Annotated in this window: 21 protein-coding genes, 2 tRNA genes and 1 pseudogene; 12 read left to right on the forward strand and 12 right to left on the reverse strand. The window is 73.0% G+C overall.

All coding sequences use genetic code 11. The features are described 5' to 3' along the window. Positions 1–17: 17 nt before the first annotated feature. Complete coding sequence (locus ACFY8U_RS03115; RefSeq protein WP_389564877.1) at positions 18–1,367, forward strand: SDR family NAD(P)-dependent oxidoreductase; 1,350 nt, start codon at positions 18–20, stop codon at positions 1,365–1,367. Beyond that, positions 1,364–2,605, forward strand: coding sequence for a ribonuclease inhibitor (locus ACFY8U_RS03120; RefSeq protein ID WP_389564880.1), 1,242 nt, complete (start codon positions 1,364–1,366; stop codon positions 2,603–2,605). Before ACFY8U_RS03115 ends, ACFY8U_RS03120 begins: the two co-directional genes overlap by 4 nt. Positions 2,606–2,650: 45 nt before the next feature. Here the strand turns inward: ACFY8U_RS03120 and ACFY8U_RS03125 are convergent, their stop codons facing one another. The 3 genes from ACFY8U_RS03125 to ACFY8U_RS03135 all read right to left on the reverse strand — a co-directional run bounded on the left by ACFY8U_RS03125 (position 2,651) and on the right by ACFY8U_RS03135 (position 7,120). Next, the gene (locus ACFY8U_RS03125; protein WP_389564883.1) at positions 2,651–5,296 is read right to left on the reverse strand and encodes a LuxR C-terminal-related transcriptional regulator; all 2,646 of its coding nucleotides are present in this window, start codon (positions 5,294–5,296) and stop codon (positions 2,651–2,653) included. 157 nt (positions 5,297–5,453) lie between these two features. Further along, positions 5,454–6,314 carry an alpha/beta hydrolase family protein gene (locus ACFY8U_RS03130; RefSeq protein ID WP_389564885.1) on the reverse strand — a complete coding sequence of 287 codons (861 nt, stop codon included), beginning with the start codon at positions 6,312–6,314 and terminating at the stop codon, positions 5,454–5,456. Positions 6,315–6,586: 272 nt separating this feature from the next. Beyond that, positions 6,587–7,120, reverse strand: coding sequence for a MarR family winged helix-turn-helix transcriptional regulator (locus ACFY8U_RS03135; protein ID WP_389564888.1), 534 nt, complete (start codon positions 7,118–7,120; stop codon positions 6,587–6,589). 129 nt (positions 7,121–7,249) lie between these two features. Here ACFY8U_RS03135 and ACFY8U_RS03140 point away from each other — a divergent pair, with 129 nt between their 5' ends. Both ACFY8U_RS03140 and ACFY8U_RS03145 read left to right on the forward strand, forming a co-directional pair. After that, on the forward strand, positions 7,250–7,849 hold the full coding sequence (locus tag ACFY8U_RS03140; RefSeq protein WP_389564891.1) for a malonic semialdehyde reductase: 600 nt from the start codon (positions 7,250–7,252) through the stop codon (positions 7,847–7,849). Positions 7,850–7,873: 24 nt separating this feature from the next. Then, on the forward strand, positions 7,874–9,103 hold the full coding sequence (locus ACFY8U_RS03145) for an MFS transporter (protein ID WP_389564892.1): 1,230 nt from the start codon (positions 7,874–7,876) through the stop codon (positions 9,101–9,103). Between the two features lie 6 nt (positions 9,104–9,109). Here ACFY8U_RS03145 and ACFY8U_RS03150 read toward each other — a convergent pair whose 3' ends face one another. Then, a complete protein-coding gene (locus tag ACFY8U_RS03150) occupies positions 9,110–10,954 on the reverse strand; it encodes an ATP-binding protein (RefSeq protein ID WP_389564895.1) in 1,845 nt (614 codons plus the stop codon). After that, positions 10,951–12,357: a hypothetical protein gene (locus ACFY8U_RS03155; protein WP_389566129.1), complete on the reverse strand. Its 1,407-nt coding sequence runs from the start codon at positions 12,355–12,357 to the stop codon at positions 10,951–10,953. Before ACFY8U_RS03155 ends, ACFY8U_RS03150 begins: the two co-directional genes overlap by 4 nt. A gap of 104 nt (positions 12,358–12,461) precedes the next feature. Between ACFY8U_RS03155 and ACFY8U_RS03160 the strand changes: the two genes are divergently transcribed. Then, positions 12,462–12,537, forward strand: a tRNA-Trp gene (locus tag ACFY8U_RS03160). Positions 12,538–12,596: 59 nt separating this feature from the next. Here ACFY8U_RS03160 and ACFY8U_RS03165 read toward each other — a convergent pair. Beyond that, entirely contained in the window at positions 12,597–13,439 is an 843-nt protein-coding gene (locus ACFY8U_RS03165) for a hypothetical protein (RefSeq protein ID WP_389564897.1), read from the reverse strand. A 103-nt stretch (positions 13,440–13,542) separates the two neighbouring features. Beyond that, on the reverse strand, positions 13,543–15,363 hold the full coding sequence (locus tag ACFY8U_RS03170) for an ABC transporter ATP-binding protein (RefSeq protein ID WP_389564899.1): 1,821 nt from the start codon (positions 15,361–15,363) through the stop codon (positions 13,543–13,545). A gap of 472 nt (positions 15,364–15,835) precedes the next feature. Between ACFY8U_RS03170 and ACFY8U_RS03175 the strand changes: the two genes are divergently transcribed. Beyond that, positions 15,836–16,570 (forward strand): YoaK family protein, encoded by a 735-nt coding sequence (locus ACFY8U_RS03175; protein ID WP_389564901.1) that lies wholly within the window; start codon positions 15,836–15,838, stop codon positions 16,568–16,570. Here the strand turns inward: ACFY8U_RS03175 and ACFY8U_RS03180 are convergent. Further along, a pseudogene (locus ACFY8U_RS03180) lies at positions 16,560–16,730 on the reverse strand (carboxymuconolactone decarboxylase family protein); the annotation flags it as partial. The gene ACFY8U_RS03175 and the pseudogene ACFY8U_RS03180 sit on opposite strands and share 11 nt — an antisense overlap. 105 nt (positions 16,731–16,835) lie before the next feature. Between ACFY8U_RS03180 and ACFY8U_RS03185 the strand changes: the two are divergent. The 5 genes from ACFY8U_RS03185 to ACFY8U_RS03205 all read left to right on the forward strand — a co-directional run bounded on the left by ACFY8U_RS03185 (position 16,836) and on the right by ACFY8U_RS03205 (position 21,259). Continuing rightward, positions 16,836–18,185 (forward strand): FAD-dependent oxidoreductase, encoded by a 1,350-nt coding sequence (locus tag ACFY8U_RS03185; protein ID WP_389564903.1) that lies wholly within the window; start codon positions 16,836–16,838, stop codon positions 18,183–18,185. Positions 18,186–18,406: 221 nt separating this feature from the next. Then, positions 18,407–18,904, forward strand: a complete 498-nt coding sequence (locus ACFY8U_RS03190) for a SigE family RNA polymerase sigma factor (protein ID WP_361666729.1) — start codon at positions 18,407–18,409, stop codon at positions 18,902–18,904. Further along, positions 18,897–19,307, forward strand: coding sequence for a hypothetical protein (locus ACFY8U_RS03195; RefSeq protein WP_389564906.1), 411 nt, complete (start codon positions 18,897–18,899; stop codon positions 19,305–19,307). The genes ACFY8U_RS03190 and ACFY8U_RS03195 overlap by 8 nt, the downstream gene beginning before the upstream one ends. A 233-nt stretch (positions 19,308–19,540) precedes the next feature. Next, a complete protein-coding gene (locus ACFY8U_RS03200) occupies positions 19,541–20,776 on the forward strand; it encodes a mannosyltransferase family protein (RefSeq protein ID WP_389564909.1) in 1,236 nt (411 codons plus the stop codon). Positions 20,777–20,818: 42 nt separating this feature from the next. Next, positions 20,819–21,259 carry a hypothetical protein gene (locus ACFY8U_RS03205; protein ID WP_389564911.1) on the forward strand — a complete coding sequence of 147 codons (441 nt, stop codon included), beginning with the start codon at positions 20,819–20,821 and terminating at the stop codon, positions 21,257–21,259. 199 nt (positions 21,260–21,458) lie between these two features. Here ACFY8U_RS03205 and ACFY8U_RS03210 read toward each other — a convergent pair. Beyond that, positions 21,459–21,532, reverse strand: a tRNA-Pro gene (locus ACFY8U_RS03210). 238 nt (positions 21,533–21,770) lie between these two features. Between ACFY8U_RS03210 and ACFY8U_RS03215 the strand changes: the two genes are divergently transcribed. Further along, positions 21,771–22,142 (forward strand): DUF309 domain-containing protein, encoded by a 372-nt coding sequence (locus ACFY8U_RS03215; protein WP_361594992.1) that lies wholly within the window; start codon positions 21,771–21,773, stop codon positions 22,140–22,142. 18 nt (positions 22,143–22,160) lie between these two features. On the opposite strand, the gene ACFY8U_RS03220 is transcribed toward ACFY8U_RS03215, so the two are convergent. From ACFY8U_RS03220 to ACFY8U_RS03230, 3 genes are all read right to left on the reverse strand, one after another. Then, positions 22,161–23,411: a cytochrome P450 gene (locus tag ACFY8U_RS03220; RefSeq protein WP_389564914.1), complete on the reverse strand. Its 1,251-nt coding sequence runs from the start codon at positions 23,409–23,411 to the stop codon at positions 22,161–22,163. A gap of 90 nt (positions 23,412–23,501) precedes the next feature. Beyond that, complete coding sequence (locus ACFY8U_RS03225; RefSeq protein ID WP_389564917.1) at positions 23,502–23,876, reverse strand: DUF488 domain-containing protein; 375 nt, start codon at positions 23,874–23,876, stop codon at positions 23,502–23,504. A gap of 29 nt (positions 23,877–23,905) precedes the next feature. Beyond that, positions 23,906–24,520 carry a TetR/AcrR family transcriptional regulator gene (locus ACFY8U_RS03230; RefSeq protein ID WP_389564920.1) on the reverse strand — a complete coding sequence of 205 codons (615 nt, stop codon included), beginning with the start codon at positions 24,518–24,520 and terminating at the stop codon, positions 23,906–23,908. Between the last annotated feature and the right edge of the window lie 136 nt (positions 24,521–24,656).

The raw sequence follows: 24,656 nt of genomic DNA on the forward strand, positions 1-24,656 counted from the left end.
AGCGGGGCGGAACGGACATGGGGCGGGTCGGCGAGGAGATCAGCGACGAGGAGCTCGCCGCCTTCGACCGTACGGTCGGAAAGCTCCGCGCCCTGCCCGTCGACGATCCGGTCCGTCTCCGCGCCGAGCAGGTCGCCGAATCCTTCGCCCGCGACGGCCGCACGCGGCGCCGTAAGGCCCGCAAGGGCGCACTCGGCGAGGCCGACGCCACGGTCGTGGCCGCCACGGCGACCGGCGCCGCCGCGCGCCGCGAGGACGCTCCGCTGGGGCGCGAGCACGCGGGCGGGGGCGGGGTCTTCCACCGGCCCCGGCGCTGCTACGTCTGCAAGGCGCACTACCGGCAGGTCGACGCGTTCTACCACGCGCTCTGCCCCGCGTGCGCGGCCGACAACACCACCCGCCGCGCCCTGTCGACCGACCTCACCGGGCGCCGTGCCCTGCTCACCGGCGGCCGGGTCAAGATCGGCTTCCAGCTGGCGCTGATGATGCTCCGGGACGGTGCCGAACTCCTCGTGACCTCCCGCTTCCCCCACGACACGCTTCGCCGGTTCGAGGCCGCGCCCGGCAGCGAGGCGTGGCTCGACCGGCTGACGGTCGTCGCCATCGACCTGCGCGACCCGCGCCAGGTCCTCGGGCTCTGCGAACGGCTCCGCGAGGACGGCGAACCGCTCGACATCCTGGTCAACAACGCCGCCCAGACGGTCCGTCGCCCGCCCGAGTCGTACGCGCTGCTCGCCGCGGGCGAGACGGCGGCACTCCCGCGTTCCGCCTGGGCCGCCCCTGGTTACGCCCCGCTGCGGGCTCTGGAGGCGCCCTCCGCGGAGGGCGCGCTCGCGCTCGTCCTCACCGAGGCGGACGAGGCGGGTCTGCTGCCCGATCACGCCCCGGTGAACTCCTGGTCGGCCCGGATCGGTGCGCTGGACCCGGCGGAGCTCCTGGAGACCCAGCTCGTCAACGCGCTCGCGCCCGCTCTCCTGGTGGACCGGTTGCTTCCGCTGCTGCTCGCCTCGCCCCGGCCGAACCGTTACGTGGTCAACGTGACCGCGGTGGAGGGCCGCTTCGCCGCGCGGCGCAAGACCGCCGGGCACCCGCACACCAACATGGCGAAGGCCGCGCTCAACATGCTCACGCGCACGAGCGGGCCGGAACTCGCCGCCCAGGGTGTCCATATGTGCAGCGTCGACACCGGCTGGATCACCGACGAGAACCCCCTGCCGAAGAAGAACCGCCTCGCCGCCGACGGGTTCCGTACGCCGCTCGACATCGTGGACGGGGCGGCGCGGGTGTACGACCCGATCGTGCGCGGCGAGGCCGGCGCGCCGGTGTCGGGCGTCTTCCTCAAGGACTACCGGGAGGCGGAGTGGTGACCGGTCCGGAGAACTCGGCAGGGGACGACGACGGCACCTCCTTCGCGGGCGTGCCGCCTGTCCTCCCCCGTTCGATCGCCGACCTCGGTCCGCTGATCGACTGGCTGCGCGGCGGCGGGGCCGCCGACCGCAGGCTCGATTTCCCGGCGGGCACGGCGATGCCGGACGGACGGCTCGACCTGTGCAAGCAGGCCCTCGGTCCCGAAGGCGCCGCGCTGATCGCCGAGGCCCTGGGCGACCCGGCCGGTCCGACGCAGGTCCGTCATCTCCTTCTCGGAACGGACGGGCTCGGTGACGAGGGCGCGGCGGACGTCGCGGAGAAGACCGTCGGCGCGGGCGTCGAGACCCTCTATCTGGGCTGCAACGGCATCACCGCGGGCGGTGCCTGCCGGATCGCCGACAGTCTGCGGGCCTCCGAGCACGTCGTCAGCGGGGTCTGGCTCAAGCGCAACCCGCTCGGCACGGACGGGGGCCGGGCGGCGGCGGATCTGGTGGCCGCCGCGTCCGGGCTTCGCACCCTCGACCTCGTACAGACCGGCCTCGACCCTGCGGGGCTCACCGTTCTCGCGGAGGCGCTGCTCGCGGCGGCGGCCTCCGGACGCCGGATCGAACGGCTCTTCGTCGGCGGCAATCCGCTCGGCCGTACCGGGGCCGCACCGCTCGCCGCGCTGCTCGCCTCCGGAGCGGTCGGTGAGCTGTACGCCTCGGCGGCCCGGCTGGGCGACGACGGGGCACTGCTCCTCGCGGACGCGCTGGAGCGCGCGCCGTACGGCCGCACGACCCGGCTCTCCGTCGCCAGCAACGGCATCGGGCCCGAGGCCACCGCCCGGCTCGTCGCAGCGGCGGCGGGCGCGGGCGTCGAACTGCTCGACCTCGGCCGGGTCCGCGCCGCCGGCACACTGGGCGCGGCGGACAACCACGTCGACCTGGGCGCCGCGACCGCGATCGGCGAGACGCTGGCCGGGCGCGAGCACCGTCTGACCCACCTCGTCCTCGCCCACACCGGTCTGCGCAGCCGCGAGGCCCACCGGCTCCTCGACGCCGCGCCCCGGGCTCTCACCCCGACGCGCTTCGTCCTCGGCAAGGGCATCGCGACCAGCGTCCGGCGCCGGCTCGACGCGTTCAGCGCACACCTGCCGAAGCCCGCGGTCTCCGCGGACATCGAGGCCGTCCGCAGCGTCCACCGCACGGCCCCGCCGTCCTCGGCGGAGTCGGCGGGCCCGGACGACGACGCCTGAGCTGCAGTGACCTGCGGGGCCGACGACCGAAGGGCCGCGGCTTCGTCACGGGCCGGTCCGGCGTGCGTCCGGAGCGTGCCGGGTGTCCCCGGTGCTCCCGGCGGTGCGGGCCAGGAGCCCCGAGAGTTCGACGCGGGAGCGGACGCCGAGCCGGGCGAACACGTTCCGCAGATGGTGGTCGATCGTACGGGGGCTCAGCGAGAGCCGGTCCGCGATCTCGCGGTTCGTCGCTCCCGCCGCCACCAGACCCGCGATGCGCTGCTGCTGGGGCGTCAGCTCGCCCGCGACCTCCGGTGACGTCGCGGCCGTACCGCCCACGGCGCCGCCCGTAGCCCGCAGTTCGGCCCGCGCCTGGTCGGCCCAGACACCGGCCGCCGCCCGCTCGAAGGTGACGAGCGCGTCGCTGAGGGGTCCCCTGGCATCGACCGGCCGCCTGCGCCTGCGCAGCCACTTTCCGTACGCCAGCAGGGTCCGCGCCCGCTCGAAGTCGTTGCCGCTCTCCTCGTGGTGCCGTACCGCCTCCCCGTACCAGTGCGCGGAGTCGTCGGCACCGGCCAGCAGCGCACGGCAGCGGGCCAGTTGGGCGGGTGCCTGGGGATCGACCCCCAGACCGGCCCAGACGGCGAACTCCTCCGCCGCGGCCCGGGCGTCCGCCGCCCGGCCCGCCGCGCAGGCGGCCTCGACGAAGCAGGGCACGGCCAGCATCCGGAGGGCGAAGTGGCCGCTGCGGGGCCCCTGGCCCACGAGGGGGGCGAGGCGTGCCGCGGCCTGGGCGGCGAGCCCGTCGGCCAGTTCCGCCCGGGCCAGTGACCACTCGGCGAGGGTCGTCGCCTGGACGAGCCCGTGCGGCCGGGCGGTGCCGAGCGCCCGGCCGGCGTGTTCGGCCACGGCGTGTCGGTCGCCCGAGACCGAGGCGGCGAGGGCGAGCACCGCGTGCTGGTGGGCCGCCGCGTTGCGCTGGCCCGTGAGTTCCGCGGTACGGAGCCCCTCCCGGGCGTGGGCGGCGGCCCGTTCGTGGCATCCGGCCCTCAGCTCGGCGTACGCCAGGTGCTCGAGGACCCGCGGGAGCAGCGCGGTACGGCCCTCGGCCCGTACCTTGGCCAGCGCGCGGGCGTGGACGCGTACGGCGGTGGGCGCGTCCCCCAGCACCAGCGCGGCTGCCCCCGCGCGCAGCAGGTGGCGCGGTTCCTCGGCCGCTCCGTCATGGGCCACGACGCGGGCCAGCGGCGCGCGTGCCTCGTGCAGCCGGACGGCGAGCGCGGCGCACATCCCGTCACGAAAGTCCCGCTCGGCGGCGTCGGTGGACGCGTCCGAGAGTCCTGTGCCGCGGGTACGGATGTCGTCGCCACCGCCGAGCGCGGTCGCGCAGGCTTCGGCGTCCCCCGCGGCCCAGGCGGCCTCCATGGCGAAGAACCGCGCCTCGGCCGCCTCCTCGGGCGCGGCCTCGCGCAGCAGCGAGGCGGCGAGGAGCAGCACCTGGTGGGCGTCCCCGGCCGGGCCGTCGGCCAGTACGGCCAGACCGCGCACCAGCTCGGCCCGTCCCCGCACCACGCCGGCCGGCGCGCGCACCTCCTCGGCGGCCCGGAGCCGGTCGGGCTCCTCCTCCGCCCCGGCAACGGCGGCCCCCGCCCCGACCACGGCCCCAGCCCCGGCCGGTGGGGCGAGGAGCGCACGCAACTCCCGGCGCCGTGACGGCGGTACGGTGCCCAGGACGGCGCGCCGCAGAAGGGCGTCCTCGAAGCGGAGCGCCTCGCGGGTCCCCCGCAGCAGCCCGTAGGCCACCAGCCGGTCGAGCGCTTCGGGCGATGCCCGTACGGCGCGTGCCGCCGCCAGGACGGCATCGGCGCCGACAGGGCGCACGTCACCAGGCCCGGCCGCCGCCGGGTCCGGTTCGCCGGCGACCGCCACCAGCGTCAACACCCGTTCGCATTCGGCCGGTAAGGACTCCAGCAGCCCCCGGTACACCTCGGACAGCACCGCGTCGTCCGTCACGGAGCCCGGCGGGCCGCCCCCGGCACCCGCCGGCCCGTCCGCCGCGGAGAGTCGTGCGGCCATCGCCGTCAGGACCCCGGGGTGCCCGGCGGCCTCGTCGAGCAGCCGGGCGCGTACGGAGGCGGTCAGCGGCGCCCGGCACGCCTCGTCGAGCAGGGCGGCGGCGCTCTGCCTGCCCAGCCGCCCCAGGCGCAGCACCCGGGAACCGGGCACCTCGGGCGGCCGGTGGTGCCCCGCGAACGAGACGACCCACGCCCAGGGCACGGGGCTCGCACGCCACACCGCGTCGAGCGCGGTGCGCGAGTGCGCGTCCCAGAGATGGAGGTCGTCCACGCAGAGCAGCAGGGGTTCACCGGGGCGCAGGGCGGTCAGCGCCCCTGCCACGCCCTCCGGGCCGCGGGCCGCCCGCACGGCGCGTCGCGCGGCCGAGGGCGTCGGGGCGAGTGCGGACACCAGGGCCCGCACACCGCTCCAGGGAACCCGGTTGCCGCTCGGCGCGCCCACGCGGTGCGCCCGGATCGCGCACTCCCGTACCGTCCGGTCGAGCAGCGCCGTGCGGCCCATGCCGGGGCCCGCGGTGACCAGCAGAACACCGCCCGACCCCTCGGCGGCCCGCGCCGCGAGCGCCGCCCCGGCGGCGAGTTCGGACGTACGGTCGTACAGCCGCGGAGCAGCGGCGGCCCTCGTCGCTCCACTCACGCCGCAACGGTACTGGCGGGTAAGGACCGGGGGAAGGGCTGTGTGTTGGGCCAGGGCCCACACCTGTGGGACACCCGCTGTGCACCGGGACAAGCGTCACCCCCGCCCCGCGCACGCGCTCCATGCTCGGGGCGCGTGGCGGGGACGGCGGCAGCCGTCAGGAGCCGAGCGGGCAGGTGCCCCGGTACTCCTCGATCGTCAGACTCGGCCGGGGCAGCGGGCAGAGGAACTGGTCGTAGCGGGTGTCGTTGTCGATGAACCGCTTGAGCCAGGAGATGCTGTACTTCGCGATCGTCGTGTTCGAGCTGTTCGGCGTGAAGTGGGTCGCGCCGTTGAGTTCCAGGTACGCCTTGTCCAGGGACGCCGGCAGGCTCTCGTAGAACGGCTCCGAGTGGGTGGCGACCGATGCGACGGTGTCGCCGTCGGCGCCCACGACCAGGGTGGGCGTGCTGATCTCGGGCCAGGTCTTGTCCGTGTTCCAGCCGGTGAGCGGGATGGCGGCCTTCAGCGAGGGCCGGCTCTTGGCCGCCTCCAACGTGCCGCCGCCGCCCATCGAGTGGCCCATCACGCCCAGGCGCGAGGCGTCGACGCGGCCGCGGACCGAGCTGCGCTGGGTCAGGTAGTCGAGGGCCGCGAGGAGCTGACGGCCCCGGCTGTCGGGCTGGTCGAGCGTGGTGAGGGTGTCGATGGTGAAGACGACGAAGCCCTGCGAGGCAAGACGCGGGCCCAGCCAGGCGATCGACGACTCGTAGGCGGTGAAGCCGGGGGAGATCACGACCGCGCCGAACGTGCCGTCGCTCGTCGACGTCGGGTAGTAGACGGTGCCGCCGCCGAAACCGGTGACGGCGAGGGAGGAGACGCTGGTCTGGGAGACCGCGTAGGAGCCGCGCGCCGCCTCGATGGAGGCCACGGTCGGCGCAGGTCCGCGCTGGTAGGGGTTGTCCGCGGCGTCGGCGGCGGGGGCGGCCAGGAAGGCCAGGGATGACAGGGTTACGGCGGCGGCGAGGTGTCGTTTCACGACGGAGTCGTCCTCTCGTGTCGTGTTGCGTCATGTCGTGGGGGTGCGGCGGCGGCCTGGGGATCGGCCGGCGCGCCGGTATCGACCGGCTCGGCCACTGTCGGGGCAGCGGCGGACGAAGGCATCGGCGAAATGACCGGTCACGGGATCGCAGGACCCGCGGCGCCGGACGTGACACGACGCCGACGCCGCGTCACCGTCGCGTACGGCGACGGTGACGCGGCGTCGGGGCGACCTCGGGGAGGTGGCCGGAAGGGTGTCGAGCGGTGGTGTCAGCGGATGCCGGTGTCACCGAGGGAGATGAGGAGGCGGCGGAGCTGCCCGGCGAGGGCGTCGCATTCGTCCCTGTCGAAGTGGGCGAGGAGACGCGCCTCGTTGGCGAGGTGGTCCTCCATGTAGGCGCGGGTGACCTCGTGGCCCGCCTCGGTCAGCCGGATCCTGACCGAGCGGCGGTCCTGGGTGTCGCGGACCCGCTCGACGAGGCCCTTGGCCTCCATGCGGTCGATGCGGTTGGTGATGGCTCCCGAGGTCACCATGGACGCCTTGCGGAACGCCCCGGCCGTGAGTTCGTACGGCGGGCCGGAGCGCTGGAGGGTGGAGAGGACGTCGAACTCGCCGAGTTCGAGGCCGCGTTCCGCGGCGAAGGCGCGGAACTCCTTCTCCAGCGCGACTCCCAGCCGCTGGAGCCGGCCCAGCACCTCGACCGGCCAGAGGACGTCGGCGAAGTCGGGACGTTCGTCGGTCCACTGCTCGATGATCCGGTCGACCGCGTCGGCGCCCGGGTCGCCGTCCTTCGTCGTGTCCATGGACTGTCCTTCTCCGTTCAGTTCGTCCTCGCCCGAGGATATCTCAACGTTGAGACACTTGACGTTGATCGATCGGTGATGATTTTATTTCAACGTTGAGATTATCGACCTTGAACGAACGGATCACTCATGTCCTTCTCCGCCCTCACCCTCGACGCCGCCGCCCAGGACCTGCTCTTCCGCGAGGCCCGGACCGCCAACACCTTCACCGACGAGCCGGTGACCGACGAGCAGATCCAGGCCGTCTACGACCTCGTCAAGTTCGGCCCGACCGCCTACAACCAGGCTCCTCTCCGGGTCACCCTGGTCCGCTCGGATGCCGCCCGCGAGCGGCTGCTGACGCACATGGCCGAGGGCAACCGCGCCAAGACCGGGTCCGCCCCGCTGGTCGCGATCCTCTCCACCGACAACGAGTTCCACGAGGAACTCCCCGACCTGCTCCCGCACTTCCCGCAGGCGAAGGACATGTTCTTCGCCGAGCGCCCGGTCCGCGAGAGCTCCGCCGCGCTCAACGGCGCCCTCCAGGCCGCGTACTTCATCATCGGCATCCGCGCCGCAGGGCTGGCCGCCGGTCCGATGACCGGCTTCGACCACACCGGCGTACAGAAGGAGTTCCTCGACGACGACCACACCCCGCTGATGGTCGTCAACATCGGCAGGCCGGGCGAGAACCCCTGGTTCCCCCGCTCGCCGCGCCTCGCCTACGACAAGGCCGTCACCACCGTCTGAGCCCGACCGAACAGGGGGTCCCTCGTGTCCACCGTCACCGCAACACGTCGTCTCACCGGCCCGGCGCCGACCCGCCGGCTGTCCGCCCTCTGGCTGGCTCTGCTCGCCGCGCCCATCGCCACCGGAGCCAACGCCCCCGTCCTCATCCTCCCGGACATGGCCCGCTCCCTGGGGGTCCCCACCGACCGGGCGACGTGGACGGTCACCGTCTTCGCCTGGGCCATGACGGTGGGGACCCCCCTGTTCGCCGCCCTCGTACGACACCGGGGCCTCGGACTCACCCTCGTGGTGTCCACGGCCGCCGCGCTCGCGGGGACTGTGACCCTCGCTCTGGCCCCCTGGTTCTCCCTGGCCCTCGCCGGCAGAGCCGCACAGGCGGCCGGCGGGGCGGGGCTGGTGGCCGTGGCGATGAACCTCGCCGGTTCCACCCGGCGCATGGGGGCGATCACCGCCGGATTCGGAGTACTGGGCGCCGTCGGACCGCTGGTCGGCTCCGTCCTCGCGACCACGGTCGGCGCCCGCGCCCCGCTCACCGTCTCCGCCCTCGCGCTCCTCGCCGTCCCGGCGGTCCGGCGTCATATCGCCTCGGGTGAGGCAGCATCCGAACGCCCGCCCCGCACCACGCCGTTCGACGCCGTCGGAGCCGGCCTCGTCGTGGCACTGGCATCCGCACTGGTCCTCGCCCCGACCGCCCCTCTGGCGGGCGGACTCACGGCCGCCGCCCTCGCGGTCCCGCTCGCCCTCCACGTACGGCGGCGTCCGGACGGATTCGTTCCCGCCGCCGCGGTCCGCTCACGAGCCTTCCGGCACTCCGCCCTCCTGGCGTTCGTGTTCTCCACCTCCTACTTCACCCTGCTCTTCGCCCTGCCCGAACTCGCCCGGCGGCGGACCGGGTGGTCCGCCGAGGCGATCGGCACGGGCCAGCTGGCCGCGCTCCTGACCGGATCCGCGCTCTCCTGGATCCTCGCCGCCAAGGCGGGCCGGCTGGGGCACCGACGCTCACTCACCCTCCTCGTCGCGCTGGGAACAGCCGCGCCCCTGGCCGCCGCCGCAGCCACCTCGGCACCCGTACTGCTCCTGGCCGCCGCGGCCGCCGTGTTCGTCGCCACCGGCAGCAACGCGGTCCTCTCCGTCCACGCCTCCCGGCAGGTGCCGGAAGCCCAGCGGCCGGCCGCGATCGGGCTCTTCGTCCTCTGCTACCAGCTCGGAGGCGCCGTGGGACCGGCGCTCGCCGCCCTCTCCGTCCTCACCTGAGCGGTGTCACCGCGGCATCGCGGCGAACACCTCGATCCAGAAGCGCTGATGCTCCTCCGAAGCTCCGACCAGATAGGTCGACCGCAGCTTCGGGGGCAGCAGCGCGACCAGGCGGGTCACGGCCTTGCGGTGCTTCTTCAGCTGCGACAACTCGGCGTTGGCGATGACCTGGTGCACCACATCGCTGTCGTCGCCGCCCTCGGAGGACTCGTCCGCCGCACGCCGGAGCCGCGCCTCCCACGCCTCCACCTGCCGGGCCATCTCCCGCAACCCGGTCACCGGCCGGTTGTTCAGCCGCTCGACGAGACCGGTCAGCGACACCGGGGCGTACTCGCCGTCCCCCAGATAGACCGTACCCATCTCCAGGGGCAGCCCCCGCTGATGGAGCTTGACCAGCCGCTCGATGGTCCGCTTCGTGATCCAGGCACGGCCGTCGTCGTCGATGTCGTGCTTCCACCACTCGAGCACGGTCTCGGCCACCGGACCGTACGTCTCGATCAGCCACTCGTTGGCCGGGATGTCCCCGGGCTGAACGATCAACGAGGCCGTGAACCGCGTCGCCTGCGCGATGTTGTTCCGCGCCACGAGGAGCTTGCGGCCCAGATGGTACGGCGGGTTCTGCACCGCGATCTGGGCCCGCAGTCCCTCGATCGGCCGGCCGGCCAGAGACCACTCCTGCGTGATCTCCATCAGCTTGGCGAAGGCGGCCTTGTCCTTGGGGCGGTTGTACTCGTCCCAGACGATCGCCTTCGGCTCCGTGCCGGTGAAGGCGGCGGCCAGCAGATTGTCCAGGGAGCCGTCCGGGGTCGGGATCGGGGCGCAGAGGTCCTCGACGTTCGTGACGGGCAGCGAGAAGTACAGCGGCTCCCGGCCGCCCATGCCCTCCCGGACCGTCTGCCGGACGAGTTCGGTCTTGCCGCAGCCGGGCGGGCCCTGGAGCAGCACGGTCCACCGGTTGCGCAGGGCCGCCCGCACGACGCTGCGCACGGGGTCGGCGATCCGCGCCGGATTCGGGACGCCGAGCGTCTGCGCGATCCGGTCGAGAATCTCTTGGGTCCGGTGGGGGCCCGGGCTGCCGTCGGGGCGCGGCTCGGCGAGCCGGAGCCGCTCCCCGTTGACCAGGGGCAGCCCCCAGCTCAGCGGAAAGCCCTCCTGCGCGTTGGCGAGGATGTGGTCCAGGGTGCGGGGCGAGAGCAGTTCCCGCAGCCCGGGGCTCAGCGACGCCCACAGGGAGAACACCCCGCCGAGGTCCCACCCGCGGTACTTCGCCGCCAGCTTGAACCGCCAGGCCGTGTCCTTGGCGGTGATCCGGATCGTGACCATCCGGTCCAGGATGGCCAGATCGCTGCGACGGGCGGCGGTCTCGGCGAGCGACTCGTTGTCGGTGAGGAAGACACCGATACAGCCGAGCGCCCGGAGGTCGTAGCCGCCGAGCGTCCAGTTGCAGGCGATCTGCATGAGCTGCGACTGGATCGACTCCCCCGCCTGCAGCGAGTCGTCGATGAGCAGCACGAAGGGCTTCCCCGGCTTCAGCTGGCTCATCACCAGCTGCCGCAGCACGAGCCTCCCGGTCTCCTCGTCCCGTACGGGAGCGTTGGCGAGCAGGTCGTCGGGGGTGAGGTTGGCGGCCGGGACGAAGACCAGCTCGGCGTCCGGGTAGGCCTCGGCGATGTGCGAGAAGAACGTCGCCGTCTTGCCGATGCCGTGCTCGCCGAAGACCTGGCCGGTCTGGCCCATGTCGATCATCGCGTCGATGAAGCCCTCGAGGCGCGACACCCCCGTCCAGCCCTCCGGCGGCTGCGGGTAGGTGGCGTTGGGCCGCCATCGAGCGGCGGTACGGAGCGCGGTCATGTCGATCCTGTCGTGACGCGATGGCAGGCCATCGCGGGTGTGTGCGAGTCGGGCCAGTCGTCGCCGCCCTCGGTGATGAGCCAGATCCACTTGTCGGGCTCGGCCGGCGTGATCGGGGGTGCGTACCCGTCGGTGAGCATCACCACGGCGTCCGGGGTCTCGTCGAAGGTCCGGCCGTCGACGAGCGTGCGCCCCTCGACGTAGTCCGCGACGGCCTGGAAGCTCGTGCCTCCGCCGCCGTAGACCCTCTCGCCGGGGCGGAACGGCATCACGACGGCGTCGAAGGAGAGCCAGTGGGCCTCCACCCCGTCGATCCCGCCGACCAGTTCGGTGAGCCAGCCGACGACGTGGTCCGGCATGGACCCCGAGGTGTCGTACGCGATGACGAGGACCTTGTCGCGCACCGGGCCGCGCCGCGACAGCATCGGGTCGAGGCCGAGCGCCGCGAGCAGCGCGCCCCGCTTCTTCGGGTACACCAGCCGCTCGCCGTCCCGCAGCTTCGACGCGACGACGTCCACCAGCCAGCGCTGCCACCAGTCGACCTGCCCCGTGCGGGGCGTCTGCCCGCGCAGCAGCCCCGCGCCCAGCCGGCCCCACATCCGGGTCACCCGGTCGGAGGCCCCGTCCGTGCGGTCCATCAGCTCGCCGAGCTCCGCCTCGGCCACCGCGTGGCCGCGGCGCGCCGCGAGCAGGGAGTTGAGCAGCACGGACGAGGCGAGGGCGTCGACGGTCTCCTGGTCGGCGGGAATCCCGTCGTGGGAGAGCCGGACGCACAGCGCCGGTGTCGGCACGGGCGGGTGCGCCATCCGTTTCAGCTCTCCGTACACCGACATGTCCGTGCCGATGAACTCCCCGTACTCCACGGGCTCCAGACCGTGCGCCAGGAGATCCTCGCGGTAGGCGGCGTGGATCTCGCGCGGGTTCACGCCCACCGGTACGCCCTCGCGCGAAGGCAGCTCGCTCACACCGAGACGCACCATCGCCACATGGTTGATGGAGACCTCGGCGGCCAGGGTGAACACCGGATCGCTCCGCAGCTCCGGCTCGACGAACAGATGCCGGTGGATCAGGTGCCGCGCCTCGTGGAAGAGGACGAACGAGACGCCTTCCAGCCCGAGGGAGACGAAGAACTCCGGGTTGTAGACGAGCAGACAGGTTCCGTCGCCGCTCGCCACCACCGCGGCCGTGTCCACCGCCGTGGTCGGAATCTGGTGGCGGCACTTGGCGTACAGCCAGGAGGCCACGGCCGAACCGGAGAGCCCGAAGTCGAGCAGCGCGGCCTCCTTCAGCCGCCGCGCCTCCGTGATCACCGCCTCGTCGGCGGGCCGCCACCGCTCCAGAGCGCGTCGGTCCGTCAGATCGACCACATGGCGGGGCCGTCCCCCGCGCTCCCCGTACGCCATGTCTCCCCCGTCACTCCCTTGGTTCTCGTCCATTGCTATCAGGCGGCGGCGACGGCGGGCGAAGCTGTTTCGGCGCGGGCATGTGCTCTAGGATCGGCCGCAAGGCGGGGCCGTAGCGCAGAGGCAGACGCACCGGTCTCCAGAACCGGGACACGCTGGTTCGACTCCAGCCGCCCCGCCCCCGCCCTCGTCCCCGGGCCCGGCCCGTTGTCCCGGCCGAGGCTCCCCGTCGCGGCGCCTCAGGCGATCGCGCCCGCGGTCACGATCAGCTCCGGGACGGTGCCGGTGAAGGTCGGCAGCAGCTGCGCCAGTACGGCCCAGGCCTCGACGTTCGCCCCCAACGAGCCGCGCACCAGGGGCCGCAGCGCGTCCTCGGCCTCCCGCAGCCGGGTGGGGAACGCCCATCGGCCGGTGTCCAGTGTGGCCAGGACCGTGTGGGCGGTGCGCCACTCCTGTACGTAGGCGGCCGGGCTCTCGACGATGCCGGCCGTGCGCATCCGGTGGGCGTAGCTCGGGTGGTCGGAGAACCGCTTCCGCAGCGCCGTGGGGCAGTCGGGCCGCAGCGCGAGCGCCCACCGCGCGTACCCGGGCAACGGGTCCGCGGTGTCCGCCTCGACGACGCCCGGCCAGTCCCCGCGGGCGACCGCCCGCGCGGCCCGTCGGCCCTGGCGCATGGTCGTCACCGCCCGGAGGGCGGGGACCAGTTCCTCCTCGGGCAGCCGCTTCACGGCGTCCGGTCGGGGCCGGTCGGCCAGCGCCTTCGTCACCGGCACACGGCGGTGCTCGTCGGGTCCGAAGGGCTCTCCGTTGAGGACCGCCAGCTCCAGCGCGCTGGGGAGACCGCTGTCGAGCAGGACCACGATCTCGTTGATCTCAGGGTTGTCCTCCTCCAGCATCCACAGCCAGGTGGAGGCGCGCGGGGCGGTGGAGGCGATCTGCCGGGTGGCGATCCAGCGCCGCGGGTCGGTCGTGCCCTGCCGGTCCGCGACCCCGATCCGCTCCCGTATCCGCCAGGCGTCGTCCTTGTCGGCCAGCGAGACGAGCACGTCCAGTGCGCCGTCCAGCGTGCGGTCGTGATGCATGGCCCGACCCTCTCGTGTTCTTCGGGCCGCGTCCGCCCCGATCATGCCAAGACTGGCAAAGAGTACGGGAATCGCGGACGCGGCCCGGGGGCGGTGCGACGGGTCAGTGCAGATCGGCCGACGCGGGGGTGTCGTCGAGGAAACCGCCCGACTGGTGCTGCCAGAGCTTCGCGTAGGCGCCTCCGAAGGTGAGCAGTTCCTGGTGCGTGCCCTGCTCGACGATCCGGCCGCGGTCGAGGACGACGAGCCGGTCCATGGTGGCGACCGTGCTGAGGCGGTGCGCCACCACGAGCGCCGTGCGTCCCGCCATGAGTTTCCACAGCGCGTCCTGGACCAGGATCTCGCTCTCGGAGTCCAGGGCGCTGGTGGCCTCGTCGAGCAGCAGGATCGGCGCGTCGCGCAGGATCGCCCGGGCGAGGGCGACCCGCTGCCGCTGCCCGCCCGACAGCTTCACGCCCCGCTCGCCCACCATGGTGTCGAAGCCGTCGGGGAGCGCGTCGGCGAACTCCGTGACGTGCGCCGCCTCGGCGGCGCGCCGGATCTCGTCCTCCGTGGCGCCCGGCCGGGCGAACGCGATGTTCTCCCGCAGCGTGCGGTGGAACATCGCCGGGTCCTGCGGTACGTACGCGATCAGGCTGCGCAGTTCGGCCTGGCGCAGCCGGCTGATGTCCTGGCCTCCGATCATGATCCGGCCGCCGTCGATGTCCGACATCCTCAGCAGCAGCCGGGTGAGCGTGGTCTTGCCGCCGCCGGACCGTCCGACGAATCCGATCTTCGCCCCGCCGGGCACGTCCAGGTCGAGGCCCTCGAAGAGCGGCTCGGCCCCCGCGTGGGCGAAGGTCACCTGCTCGAAGCGCACGCCGGCGCCCTGGGGCAGGAGCGGCTCCGGGGACGAGGGGTCACGTACGGTCGGCGGTTCGAGGAGCAGTTCGGTGAACTGCGCCGCCTCCGTCATCGAGCTCTCCAGTCGGCGGTAGATCTGGTTGAACTCGAACATGATCCGGGTCGCGTTGGCGTAGTACGTGAAGGCGACGATGACCGCCTCGACGCCGTGCTGTCCCGCGCCGAGGGAGAGCGCGAGCAGCAGCCCCAGCAGGTTGGTCAGTACGGACATCGGCGCGACGAGTGTGTCGATGCGCAGATTGCCGTAGTCCCAGGACCGCAGCGTGAGCCGCCGCGACTCGGCGACGCGGGACCGGTGCTCCGCGGCCTCGCGGTCCTCGGCGGCGAACGACCGGACCGTGTCCATGTTCATCAGGCTGTCGGCGACGTGGCCGGAGACCCGGGCGATCGCCTGCTCGCGCCGGGCGACCAGCGCCTGGCGGCGACGGATCAGGGGGGTCACGCAGACCGCCGTGACCGTGATCAGCGTGAGGAGGCCGACCACGAGCAGCGGGTCGTATTGCCAGAGCACCACCGAGGCGAAGACCAGCGGTACGAAGCTGCCCATGACGGAGAACGTGAGCGTGTCGACGAACTCCTCGAAGCGGGAGGCGAAGCTCAGGACCCGTTTGGTCAGCGATCCGGCGAAGTTGTCGTGGAAGAAGGCGGCGTCCTTGGCGTACAGCTCGTCCATGCCGATCACGTACAGGTGCTCGATGCCGCGGGCGTCGAGGCGGTTCAGACAGTGCAGTCCGATGCGCCACAGGGCCTCCGCGAGCAGCAGGACGCCGGCGAAGCCGAGGACGTACGGCAGCATCGGGCCGATCCCGGCGGCCGCGTCGCCGTCCCCGGCGATCCGGCCGACGAGCTTGGCGACGATCAGGGGCGCGATGTAGAAGATGCCGATGTTGCCGAGCGCAGGCAGCAGCATGGCCGGCACGGTCATCCACCGGTGCCGGGACAGTTCCCTTCCGTAGTAGCGGAGCGCGAGGAGCACCGAGCCCTTGCTCGGTAATCCTTCGGACGTTTCAGGTGATCCCATCTCGAACCCTGTGCTCTCGGACCGACAGGTGACAAAACGTCAGTCTTCCGCGTCGGCACGTGTGCGGTCCACGTGTTTTCTCCGCGCACGCCGGAGCCGGAGACGGATGAGCCTCCCGCGCCGCCCCGTGACATGCCGTACAGCGCGGGGTCGTCGCCGGAGGCGTCCCAGCGCGCGTTCGGACGCAGCACGAGTACGGGAGAGGCGCCGGCCGGGAAGTGACGGCAGGGGACGAGGAACTGGGGCCGGGCCGGCGGCTCCCCCTCGTTCGGGTGTCACGGGGTCAGGCGTCGCGGTCGGATTCCGGCTGACCCGCCGGGGCTCACCGGTCCCGGTCACCGGTCGGTGGACCATGTTCTCGGGTTGACCCCTGGCCCGTGCGGGTCTGTCCTGCCGCCCTCGTCGGTCCGGTGAGCGGCCCGCTCACTCTGCGGTGCCGCACGGTCCCTCCGCCCCGGAAGGAGCAACGAGGATGCGCAAGCTGCTGGTTGACGCGGCCCACACACTGGTTCCGCCGAAGGGCGACCGTCATGGGCCGTTGCCGCCGCTCCTGCTCACGCTGACGGTGGTGACCGGCCTGGTGGACGCGGTGAGCTATCTCGGGCTCGGGCATGTCTTCGTGGCCAACATGACCGGCAACGTGGCGTTCCTGGGCTTCGCCCTGGCGGGCGCGGAGGGCTTCTCCGCGCCCGCCTCCCTCACGGCGATGGCGGCGTTCCTCGTCGGCGCGGTGACCGGTGGCCGCTTCGGCACCCGGTTCACGGGGCACCGCGGGCGCCTGCTCGCCGCGGGCGCCACCCTGCAGGCAGTCCTCGTCGCCGCGGCGCTCGTCACCGCGGTCGTGGCGCGGGACAAGGTGAGCGACCCGGTCCAGTACGTCCTGATCGTCACGCTCGGCGTCGCCATGGGGCTGCAGACCGCGGTCGCCCGGCGCCTCGGCGTACCGGACCTGACCACGACCGTGCTGACGCAGACGCTGACCGGCCTGGCCGCGGACTCCGCCGCGACCGGCAGAACCACGCCGCCCCGGCCGGGCCGGCGGTTGCTGTCCGTGCTGGCCATGTTCCTCGGCGCCCTGGTGGGCGCAGTGCTCCTCCAGGTCGGGCGGCTCACCCTCGTCCTGGTGGTGACGCTGGCGTTGGTGCTGGCGACCGCCCTGGCCGTCAGACGCCTGTCGGTCACCGACGCCTCCTGGATCAGGCCATAGCGTCCCGTACGGGATGCCTGCTCCGGATAGAGACGCGGTCAAAGGCGTCGGCGGGGTCCGCCGCGGCCTCCGCCAGGGCGAGGGCCGCGCGCTCCCGCGCGGTGAAGGGCTCGGTGTCCCGCCGCACGGCGAGCACACCGAGACGGCGGGGCGTCACGCCGGCACCGCCCCGCGCCGGTCGTGCGCCCGCAGTGATCCTTTGCGCTGGTCGGAGCGGGGTGTGTGCCGTAGAGACGGGTACGCGCACCTGCGCATGCTGGAGCGCATGACGAAGCATCTTCCCTGGGGCACGGCGGTGGTCGTCGGCGGGAGTTACGCGGGACTCGTGACCGCGCGCGTCCTGTCCGACTTCTTCCGCGAGGTGGTCGTGCTGGAGCGCGACGCCGTCGACGAGGACACCGGCAGCCACCCGGGCGCACCGCAGGGCTATCACGCGCACGCGATGCTGGCCAAGGGCGGCGAGGTCCTCGAGAAGCTCTTCCCCGGGCTGCGCGAGGAGCTACGCGCCGCCGGCGCGCCGGTGTTCGACTACGGGGAGGGGATCGACTTCCTCCTGCCCGCCGGCACCGCGCCGCGCACCCGCACGGGCGTGGAGATCCAGACGTTCACCCGCGACGAGCTGGAGCGGCGGCTGCGGCGCAGGGTCCTCGCCCTGCCGCAGGTGACGCCGATGGCCGGCGCCTCGTGCACGGGCCTGGTGAGGGACGGGCGGGGGCGGGTGGGCGGCGTGACGTACCGCCGGGGCCAGGGGGACGAGGTCCGGACGGCCGAGCTGGCCGCGGACCTGGTCGTCGACGCGTCGGGCCGGTCGAGCTCTCTGGAAGGGTGGCTGGGCGAACTCGGCGTCTCCGTGCCCGCGCAGCGGACGGTGAAGGCGAAGGTCACGTACACCTCGATGAACTTCGACCGGCCCGAGGAAGGACATCCGGACTTCTTCATCGCCTACCAGATGCTGTTCGCGCCGCGGGTCGCCCGTGCGGGTGTGCTCCTGGCCGTCGAGGGCGGCCGGTGGACCTGCTCGCTGTTCGGCTTCGAGCAGCAGCCGCCGACCGACGACGCCGGATATCTGGAGTACGCCCACGGTCTGGAGAACACGAAGCTGGCCGAGCAGTTGGCACGCCGTACGGTCCAGGAGCCCACATACCGCTACACCAACGTCGACAACCGCTGGCGGCCGTACCACCTGGTCAAGGACTGGCCCGACCGGCTCGTCGCGATCGGCGATTCGGTCTGCGTCTTCAACCCGGTGTACGGGCAGGGCCTCACCGTCGCCGCGATGGAGGCCGAGATGCTGCACGCGATGCTCACCCGCCGGCAGGCCGGGGGCCGCGCCCTCGACGGCGCCGCACGGGACTTCCAGCGGCGCGTCGGCCGACTGCTCCTCGCGCCGTGGACGCTGTCCACCAACTCGGACCTGATGTGGAACCCCCGACGGCAGCCGGCGGGCGCCCGGTTCGGTCACTGGTACAACACGCGGCTGTTCCGGGTGGCGGTGAAGGACGCGGCGATGTGGTCGCGTTTCGTCCGGGTGGTCAACATGACGGCCTCCCCCGCGGTCCTCTTCCACCCGGTGGTCGCGGCAAAGGTGCTGGCAGCCGCCCTCACCCACCGCTAGGCCCGCCCCCGCCCGCCGCTGGGCGCCCCCCGCGCCCATGAACCCACGGAAGGCCGCTCTCCCCCGGTGGAGAGCGGCCTTCCGTACGGTCGGCCAGGGCGACGCGTGTCGGCTCCGTCCGGTTCCGTGATCACCGTCACTCTGTTGATTCGTGGCCCGTGTCAACCAGACGCCTGGTGCCAGGCGTATGCGGGGTGAAGCGAAAGATCCGGGAGTGAGTGTTGACCGTTGAGGAGTTCGAGGCGTTCTACGAGCAGGCGGTCGCGCGACTCACAGGGCAGCTGTACGTGATGCTGGGCGATCTGCACGAGGCTCAGGACGTCGTGCAGGAGGCGTTCGTCAAGGGCTGGAGCCGGCGGCGGCAGCTCGATCGCGACGGGCAGCCGGAGGCGTGGATCCGTACCGTCGCCTGGCGTCTCGCCGTGAGCCGCTGGCGTTTCCGCCGGCGCGCGTCGGACGCCTGGGACCGCGCGGGCGCTCCACCACCCGTCGAGGGTCCCGGCCCCGAGCATGTGGTGCTCATCGAGGCGCTGCGTGACCTGCCCGCCCAGCAGCGGCGCACGGTGACGCTGCACTACCTGTGCGACCTGAGCGTCGAACAGATCGCCGGCGAGACGGGACAGTCCGCCAGCACCGTCAAGACGCACCTGGTCCGCGGCCGGGTCGCGCTCGCCGATCGTCTGCAGCCCCGGAACGTCGAGGAGGACCCCGGTGCCTGACCCCCAGGAACCCCAGGACCCCCTGCGCGAGCTGTTCCGGCAGGCCGCCGCCTCCGGGCAGTCCCGTACCCGTGCCGTACCGGTCGCGCGGATCGCCGAGCGTGCCAGGCACGCGCACCGGCGCCGCCTCGCGGTGGCCGCCGGGGCCGCGTGCCTGCTCTTCGCCGGTGGCGGGGTGACCGCGGCCGCTCTCCTCTCGGACGGCCCGACACCCGTCGGCCCGGCCACCAGCCCGAGCCCCAGCCCCAGCCCTCCGGCCGAGCCGCCGTCTCCCGGGGAGACCACCCGGCCGCCGGTGACCGGCTCGACGTCGCCGACCTCTCCCACCGGCGAGGGCACCCCGGGCGACCCGTCGACCTCCGCGACATGGCCGTCGGGGCGGACGACCACCACGCCGCCCTGACCTCCGCCGCCCCGGCCTCCTTCGCCCTGAGACCCCCCGCCCTTGACCTCCGTCGCCTGACCCCCTCCGCCCTGCCCCCTCCGCCCTTGAACTCCGTCGCCTGCCCCCCCGCCCTGACCTCCGTCGCCTGACCCGCTCCGCCCCGACCTCCTCCGCCTGACCTCCGCCGACACCTCGCGACGCGCCGTCGTCGCGCGGTCCCCCATGCCCTCCCACACCCACGAAAGTCTGATATGTCCGTGATATCCCCGCGGGCGCGGGAAGAGACGCAGCCGCTCGCCCTCCCCCGCACCGGTCTGGAACCGCGCCCGGCCCGCGCCGGCCGCCGCACCGGTCGTCCGCGGCTGAGCGGCGCGGACCGGGACATCCTCTGGCTCTATCTGCTGACCCGCGCAGCCATATGGACGACCGCCTACTGCGCGCGGTGGATCTTCCCCGCCGACGCCGGCACCCGCGACCCGGGACCCTCCCTCGCCCCCTTCGAGCGATGGGACTGGGGGCACTTCCTGAACGTGGCGCGAGACGGCTACTTCCCCGCGGGAGACGGCCCGTGGAACGCCGACTGGGACAACCGCGAGGCGTTCTTCCCCGGCTTCCCGCTCGCGCTGCGGGCCGTACACATGGTCGTTCCGCACTGGACCGCGGCGGGGCTGCTGATCTCGTTCGTCGCCGGAGGCATCGCCGTTCTGGCGCTGGCGCGGGTCGCGCGGCTGTACCTGCCCGACGCGAAGGCCGGCCGACGGACGGTACAGCTCCTGCTGCTCTCGCCGTGCGCGGTCTTTCTCGCCACGGGCTACAGCGAGTCGCTCTTCCTCGCCCTCGCCCTGCCCGCCTGGCTCGCCGCCCACCGCCACAACTGGCCGCTCGCCGCCACCCTGGCCGCCCTGGCCACGACCGTACGCATCAGCGGTCTCTTCCTCGCCGCCGCCCTGGCGCTGCATTTCGTCCTGACCGCCCGCACCCGCGCCGACTGGGGACGGCTGCCCTGGCTCGCCCTGCCCGCCCTGCCCGCGATCCTCTACGCCTGGTACCTGCACGCCCACACCGGCGACTGGATGGCCTGGAAACACGCCCAGGAACGCGGGTGGTACCGCCGGTTCCACGCACCCTGGGAAGCCTGGAGCACCACCTGGGAATCCGCGTTCGGCCACGTCCAGACCACCGGCTACGCCTTCATGTTCCAGGCCGAACTCCTCACGATGCTCGTCGGACTCGCCCTGGCGGCCCTGCTGATCCGTCGCCGCCGCTGGCCCGAAGCCGCCTACATCACCCTCAGCCTCTGGGCGCTGGGCACGTCCTACTGGTACACCTCCATCCCCCGGGCGACCCTCCTGTGGTGGCCGCTGTGGATCACGCTCGCCGCGTGGAGCCTGCGTTCCCCGCATTTCAGGACCGCGTACTACTGCCTGGCCGCGCCCCTGTCGACGCTGTTCGCCCTCACGTACCTGACAGGACGTTGGGCGGGCTGACCGAGCAACCCTCGACCACTCGATCACGTCCATGGGAACGTGATGGAGTTTTACGACAACGACGACGAGACCGTGCGCCCCGGCCCGTTCTGGCGCCACGCGCTGTGGGTGATCGGCATCACCGCCGCCGCGTTGGCGCTGGGTTGGGCGACATCGTTGTTCCGCATCGGACCCGAGCGGTACGGCCTTCCTGCCGCCGCTCCGGGTGAGCTCACGCCGTATCTGGCGGCCTGGGCCGCGACGGGCCTCGCGGTGGCGACCGTCCTGCGCGCCGCCGCCGCCAAGGTCCCCGTCTACGCCCCCGGCCGTGTAGCGGCGGCCCTCGTCTACCTGGGCACCCGTCTCTCCCTGGGCTGGCGCCCGGAGGCCCCCCTCCTTGTCGGCATGGCCGCCGTCGCCCTGATCGCGGCAGCCGCCTGGTCCGCCTTCGCGCTCCGCTCACTCCAGCACCCCGCGCAGGAGCCCACCGCCTCCGAACGGTAGCCCCGCGTCGGTCGTCACCGTGCGAGCCGGGCGTCGATGAGAGCCGCCATGTCGAGGCCCCTGGGGCATCGGCCCGCAGAGTGTCCGGTCCCGAAATCGGGCCGGTCCGTGCCCCGTTGCTCCCCGGCGGTCGGTGAAACGATCAAGGGGCCGTTTCAGATTGCTCTGAAACGGCCCCTTGAACTGCGACTTCGAAAAGTCGGGACGACAGGATTTGAACCTGCGACCCCTTGACCCCCAGTCAAGTGCGCTACCAAGCTGCGCCACGTCCCGATGCCCGTGCCCCCGGTTTGTCCCCGGTGGCGGCGTGCAAGAGAACATTACCTCACTCCGTGCGACGTCGTGGCGCACCCCTCCCGGGTCGCGGGTGGCATTCGCGCAGGCCGGGCGGGCTCGGGGGAGAATGGACGGCGTGGACAGGATGCCGAGGGACCGGGACACGGAGGGTCGGGCGCGCAGTGGGCGGCCCCGGGACGGGCTGGGGCGGCCTCTGCCCTACGGGACCGAGGGGGTGCCACGGCAGCCCGAGGGTGTCGTGCGGACCCCGGAGGCGACCGTGCGCGAGGCGCAGCGGCTCCTCGACGCGGGGATGCCGTTCCATGCGCACGAGGTCTTCGAGGACGCCTGGAAGAGCGGCCCCGCCGAGGAGCGGGAGCTCTGGCAGGGGCTCGCGCAGCTGGCGGTGGGGCTGACGCACGCGGCCCGGGGCAACGCGGCGGGCGGGGCGCGGCTGTTGCTGCGCGGCGCCGCGCGGATCGCCGGGCAGCCCGATCCGTACGGGATCGACGTCGGCGGACTCGTACGGTGGGCCGAGACGCTGGCGGACCGGGCCGGTGACGTGACGGACGCCGCCGCCGAGGCGCCGCGTCTGCTCGGGGAGTGACGCGGCGCCCTCGGCGGGTCACCAGGTGACCGGCAGCTCCAGGGGTGAGCGGTGGATCATGGTCGGCCGCATCACGACCTCCTGGTCCTTCGCGAGCCGCAGCCCGGGGAAGCGGCGCGTGAACAGCTCCAGGGTGAGCCGGAGTTGGGTGCGGGCCAGCTGGGAGCCGGGGCAGCCGTGGGCGCCGTGGCCGAAGCTGACGTGGCGCGTGGGGCTCGCGGGCCGGGTGATGTCGAAGGTGTCGGGCTCCTCGTGACGTGCCTCGTCGCGGTTGGCGGAGCCGTAGGCGACGAAGACGGTGGCACCGGCGGGCAGTTCGGTGCCGGCGAGGACGACGGGACGGGTGACGGTACGGCGGAATCCCTGGACGGCGGTGTCGAAGCGGGCCGCCTCCTCCACCGCCCCGGGTATGAGCTCGGGCCGGGCACAGAGCAGCTCCCACTGGTCGCGGTGGGACAGCAGATGGAACAGCGCGGTGCCGATCAGGGCGGTCGTGGTCAGGTGGCCGGCGATGAGGAAGTTCTGCAGGTTGGAGACGAGTTCGTTCCGCTGGTCGTGGGTGAGGGCACGGGTGCCGGGCCCGAGGCCGGTGTCGGGCGCCAAGGCGGCGACCATCGCGGAGCAGAGGTCGTCGCGCGGCTGGGCGCGCCGCTCGCGGGCGTAACGGTCCAGGAGGTGCTGGAGGGCGACGACGTCCTCGGCGGCGGCGAGCTGTTCGTCCTCGGTCATCGGCCGGAAGAGGAGCTGCTCGGCGCGGTGTCCTCCGTGCACCGCGGCGGGCACGTCCTCGGGTGCGAAGCCCATGAGCCTGCCGATGACGGCTCCGGGCAGTTCGCCCGCGTACGACGTCATCACCTCGGTGCGGCCGTCCGCGGCGAAGCCGTCGACGAGACGGGTGGCGACCTCGGTGGCGTACGGCGTGAGGGCCGCGACACGCGCGGCGGAGAGGCCGCGGTTGATCGGGGCCCGATGGCGGCGGTGTGCGGGGCCGTCGGTGGAGACGACGGTGGGCCGTTGGCCGAAGCCGCGGGCGAGGACGCCGAAGACGGCGGGCGCGGGCAGGACGTCGGGCCGCAGGGACTGCGCGGAAGAGAAGTCCTCGGACCGCAGCAGCACTTCGCGGACGTCCGCGTCCCGGGCGACCAGCCAGGCGTCGAGTTCGGGGACGAAGGTCAGGCCGGCGGCCTGCCGCGCACGTGCGTAGAGGGGGTACGGGTCGCGCTGCAGCGCGTCGAGCAGGTCGTGACGTGCGTACGTAGTCGGGTCCACGCGGCGCCTCCGGGACGAGAAGGTGCGGAACTCGGGCAGGTGTGAACGGCGTGCTGTCCCGCCATGGTGACCGGACCCTCGTACCCCTGGCTACGCCGCCGAAGCGGCCAGGGCGCGTTCGAGCACCGACGTGTGGCTGACGGAAGGGTCCTTGGCGGCGGTGAGGAGGGTGACGGGGCCCTGAGCGGCGAGGATACGCAGCCGGTCGAGGGCTTCGGCGGCCTCGGGTCCGGCGAGCTCGTCCTCGTACCTCCGGCAGAACTCCTCGTACGAGCCCTCCGAGCCGTGGTACCAGCGGCGCAGCTCGGTGGAGGGCGTGAGCGCCTTGGGCCACTCGTCGATCTGGGCGTCGGTCTTGGCGAGGCCGCGCGGCCAGAGACGGTCGACCAGGACCCGGACGCCGTCGTCGGGTGAGGGGGCTTCGTAGATCCGTCGGACGCGTACGCCGGGGGCAGCGGAATCCATGGGTCCAGGGTGCCGGAGGGGGCGGACGGTCACACGTCGGCGCGCCCCGCCGGCATCAGCGCGGGCAGCAGGACGGAATCGACGAAGACGCGCATGGTCGAGGCGTCGGCGAACCGCTCCTCGAAGAGCCGCTCGATGCGCAGCATGCCGAGGAAGCAGGGAGCGACGAACCCGACCGCCGGGTTGTCCGGGTCGATCTCGCCGCGTTCCACGGCCCGCCGGAGGATCTCGTCGAGCGCGGCGATCTCGGGGCTGATCACTGTCTCGCGGAGCGCCTCGCGCAGATCGGGGTACTGGACGTATGCCTGGCTGACGGCCTCCATCAGCTCGGCGTCGTGGTCGCGGCGGGTCGCGGCGAGGCGGGCGGCCTCGCGCAGGTCGCCGGCGAGCGAACCGGTGTCGATGCCTGCGAAGAACACACAGCGCTGCTTGGACAGGGCGGCCGTGACGAGCTTCGGCTTGGTTCCCCACTGCCGGTAGAGCGTGGCCTTGCCGCACTTGGTGCGGGCCGCGACGCCCTCCATGGTCACCGCGTCGTAGCCGCCCTCGCGGAGCAGGCAGAGCACGGCCTCGTACAGCTCGGTCTCCCGCTCGGGGGTGATCTTGCTACGGCGGGCGGCTTCGGTCGCGGCCTGCGTGGACATGGCTTCCTCCCGGACAGCTCTCTGCACATACGAGAGTAGGGGGTGCACAATCGAGACGCAAACGTATCGAGACGCTTGCGTCTCGATGAATTCGGATCTAGGCTTCCTCCGTTTGCAGGCGATTTGACGGAAAAAG

The sequence above is a fragment of the Streptomyces sp. NPDC012508 genome (genome assembly GCF_042902595.1).
GTDB lineage: Bacteria > Actinomycetota > Actinomycetes > Streptomycetales > Streptomycetaceae > Streptomyces.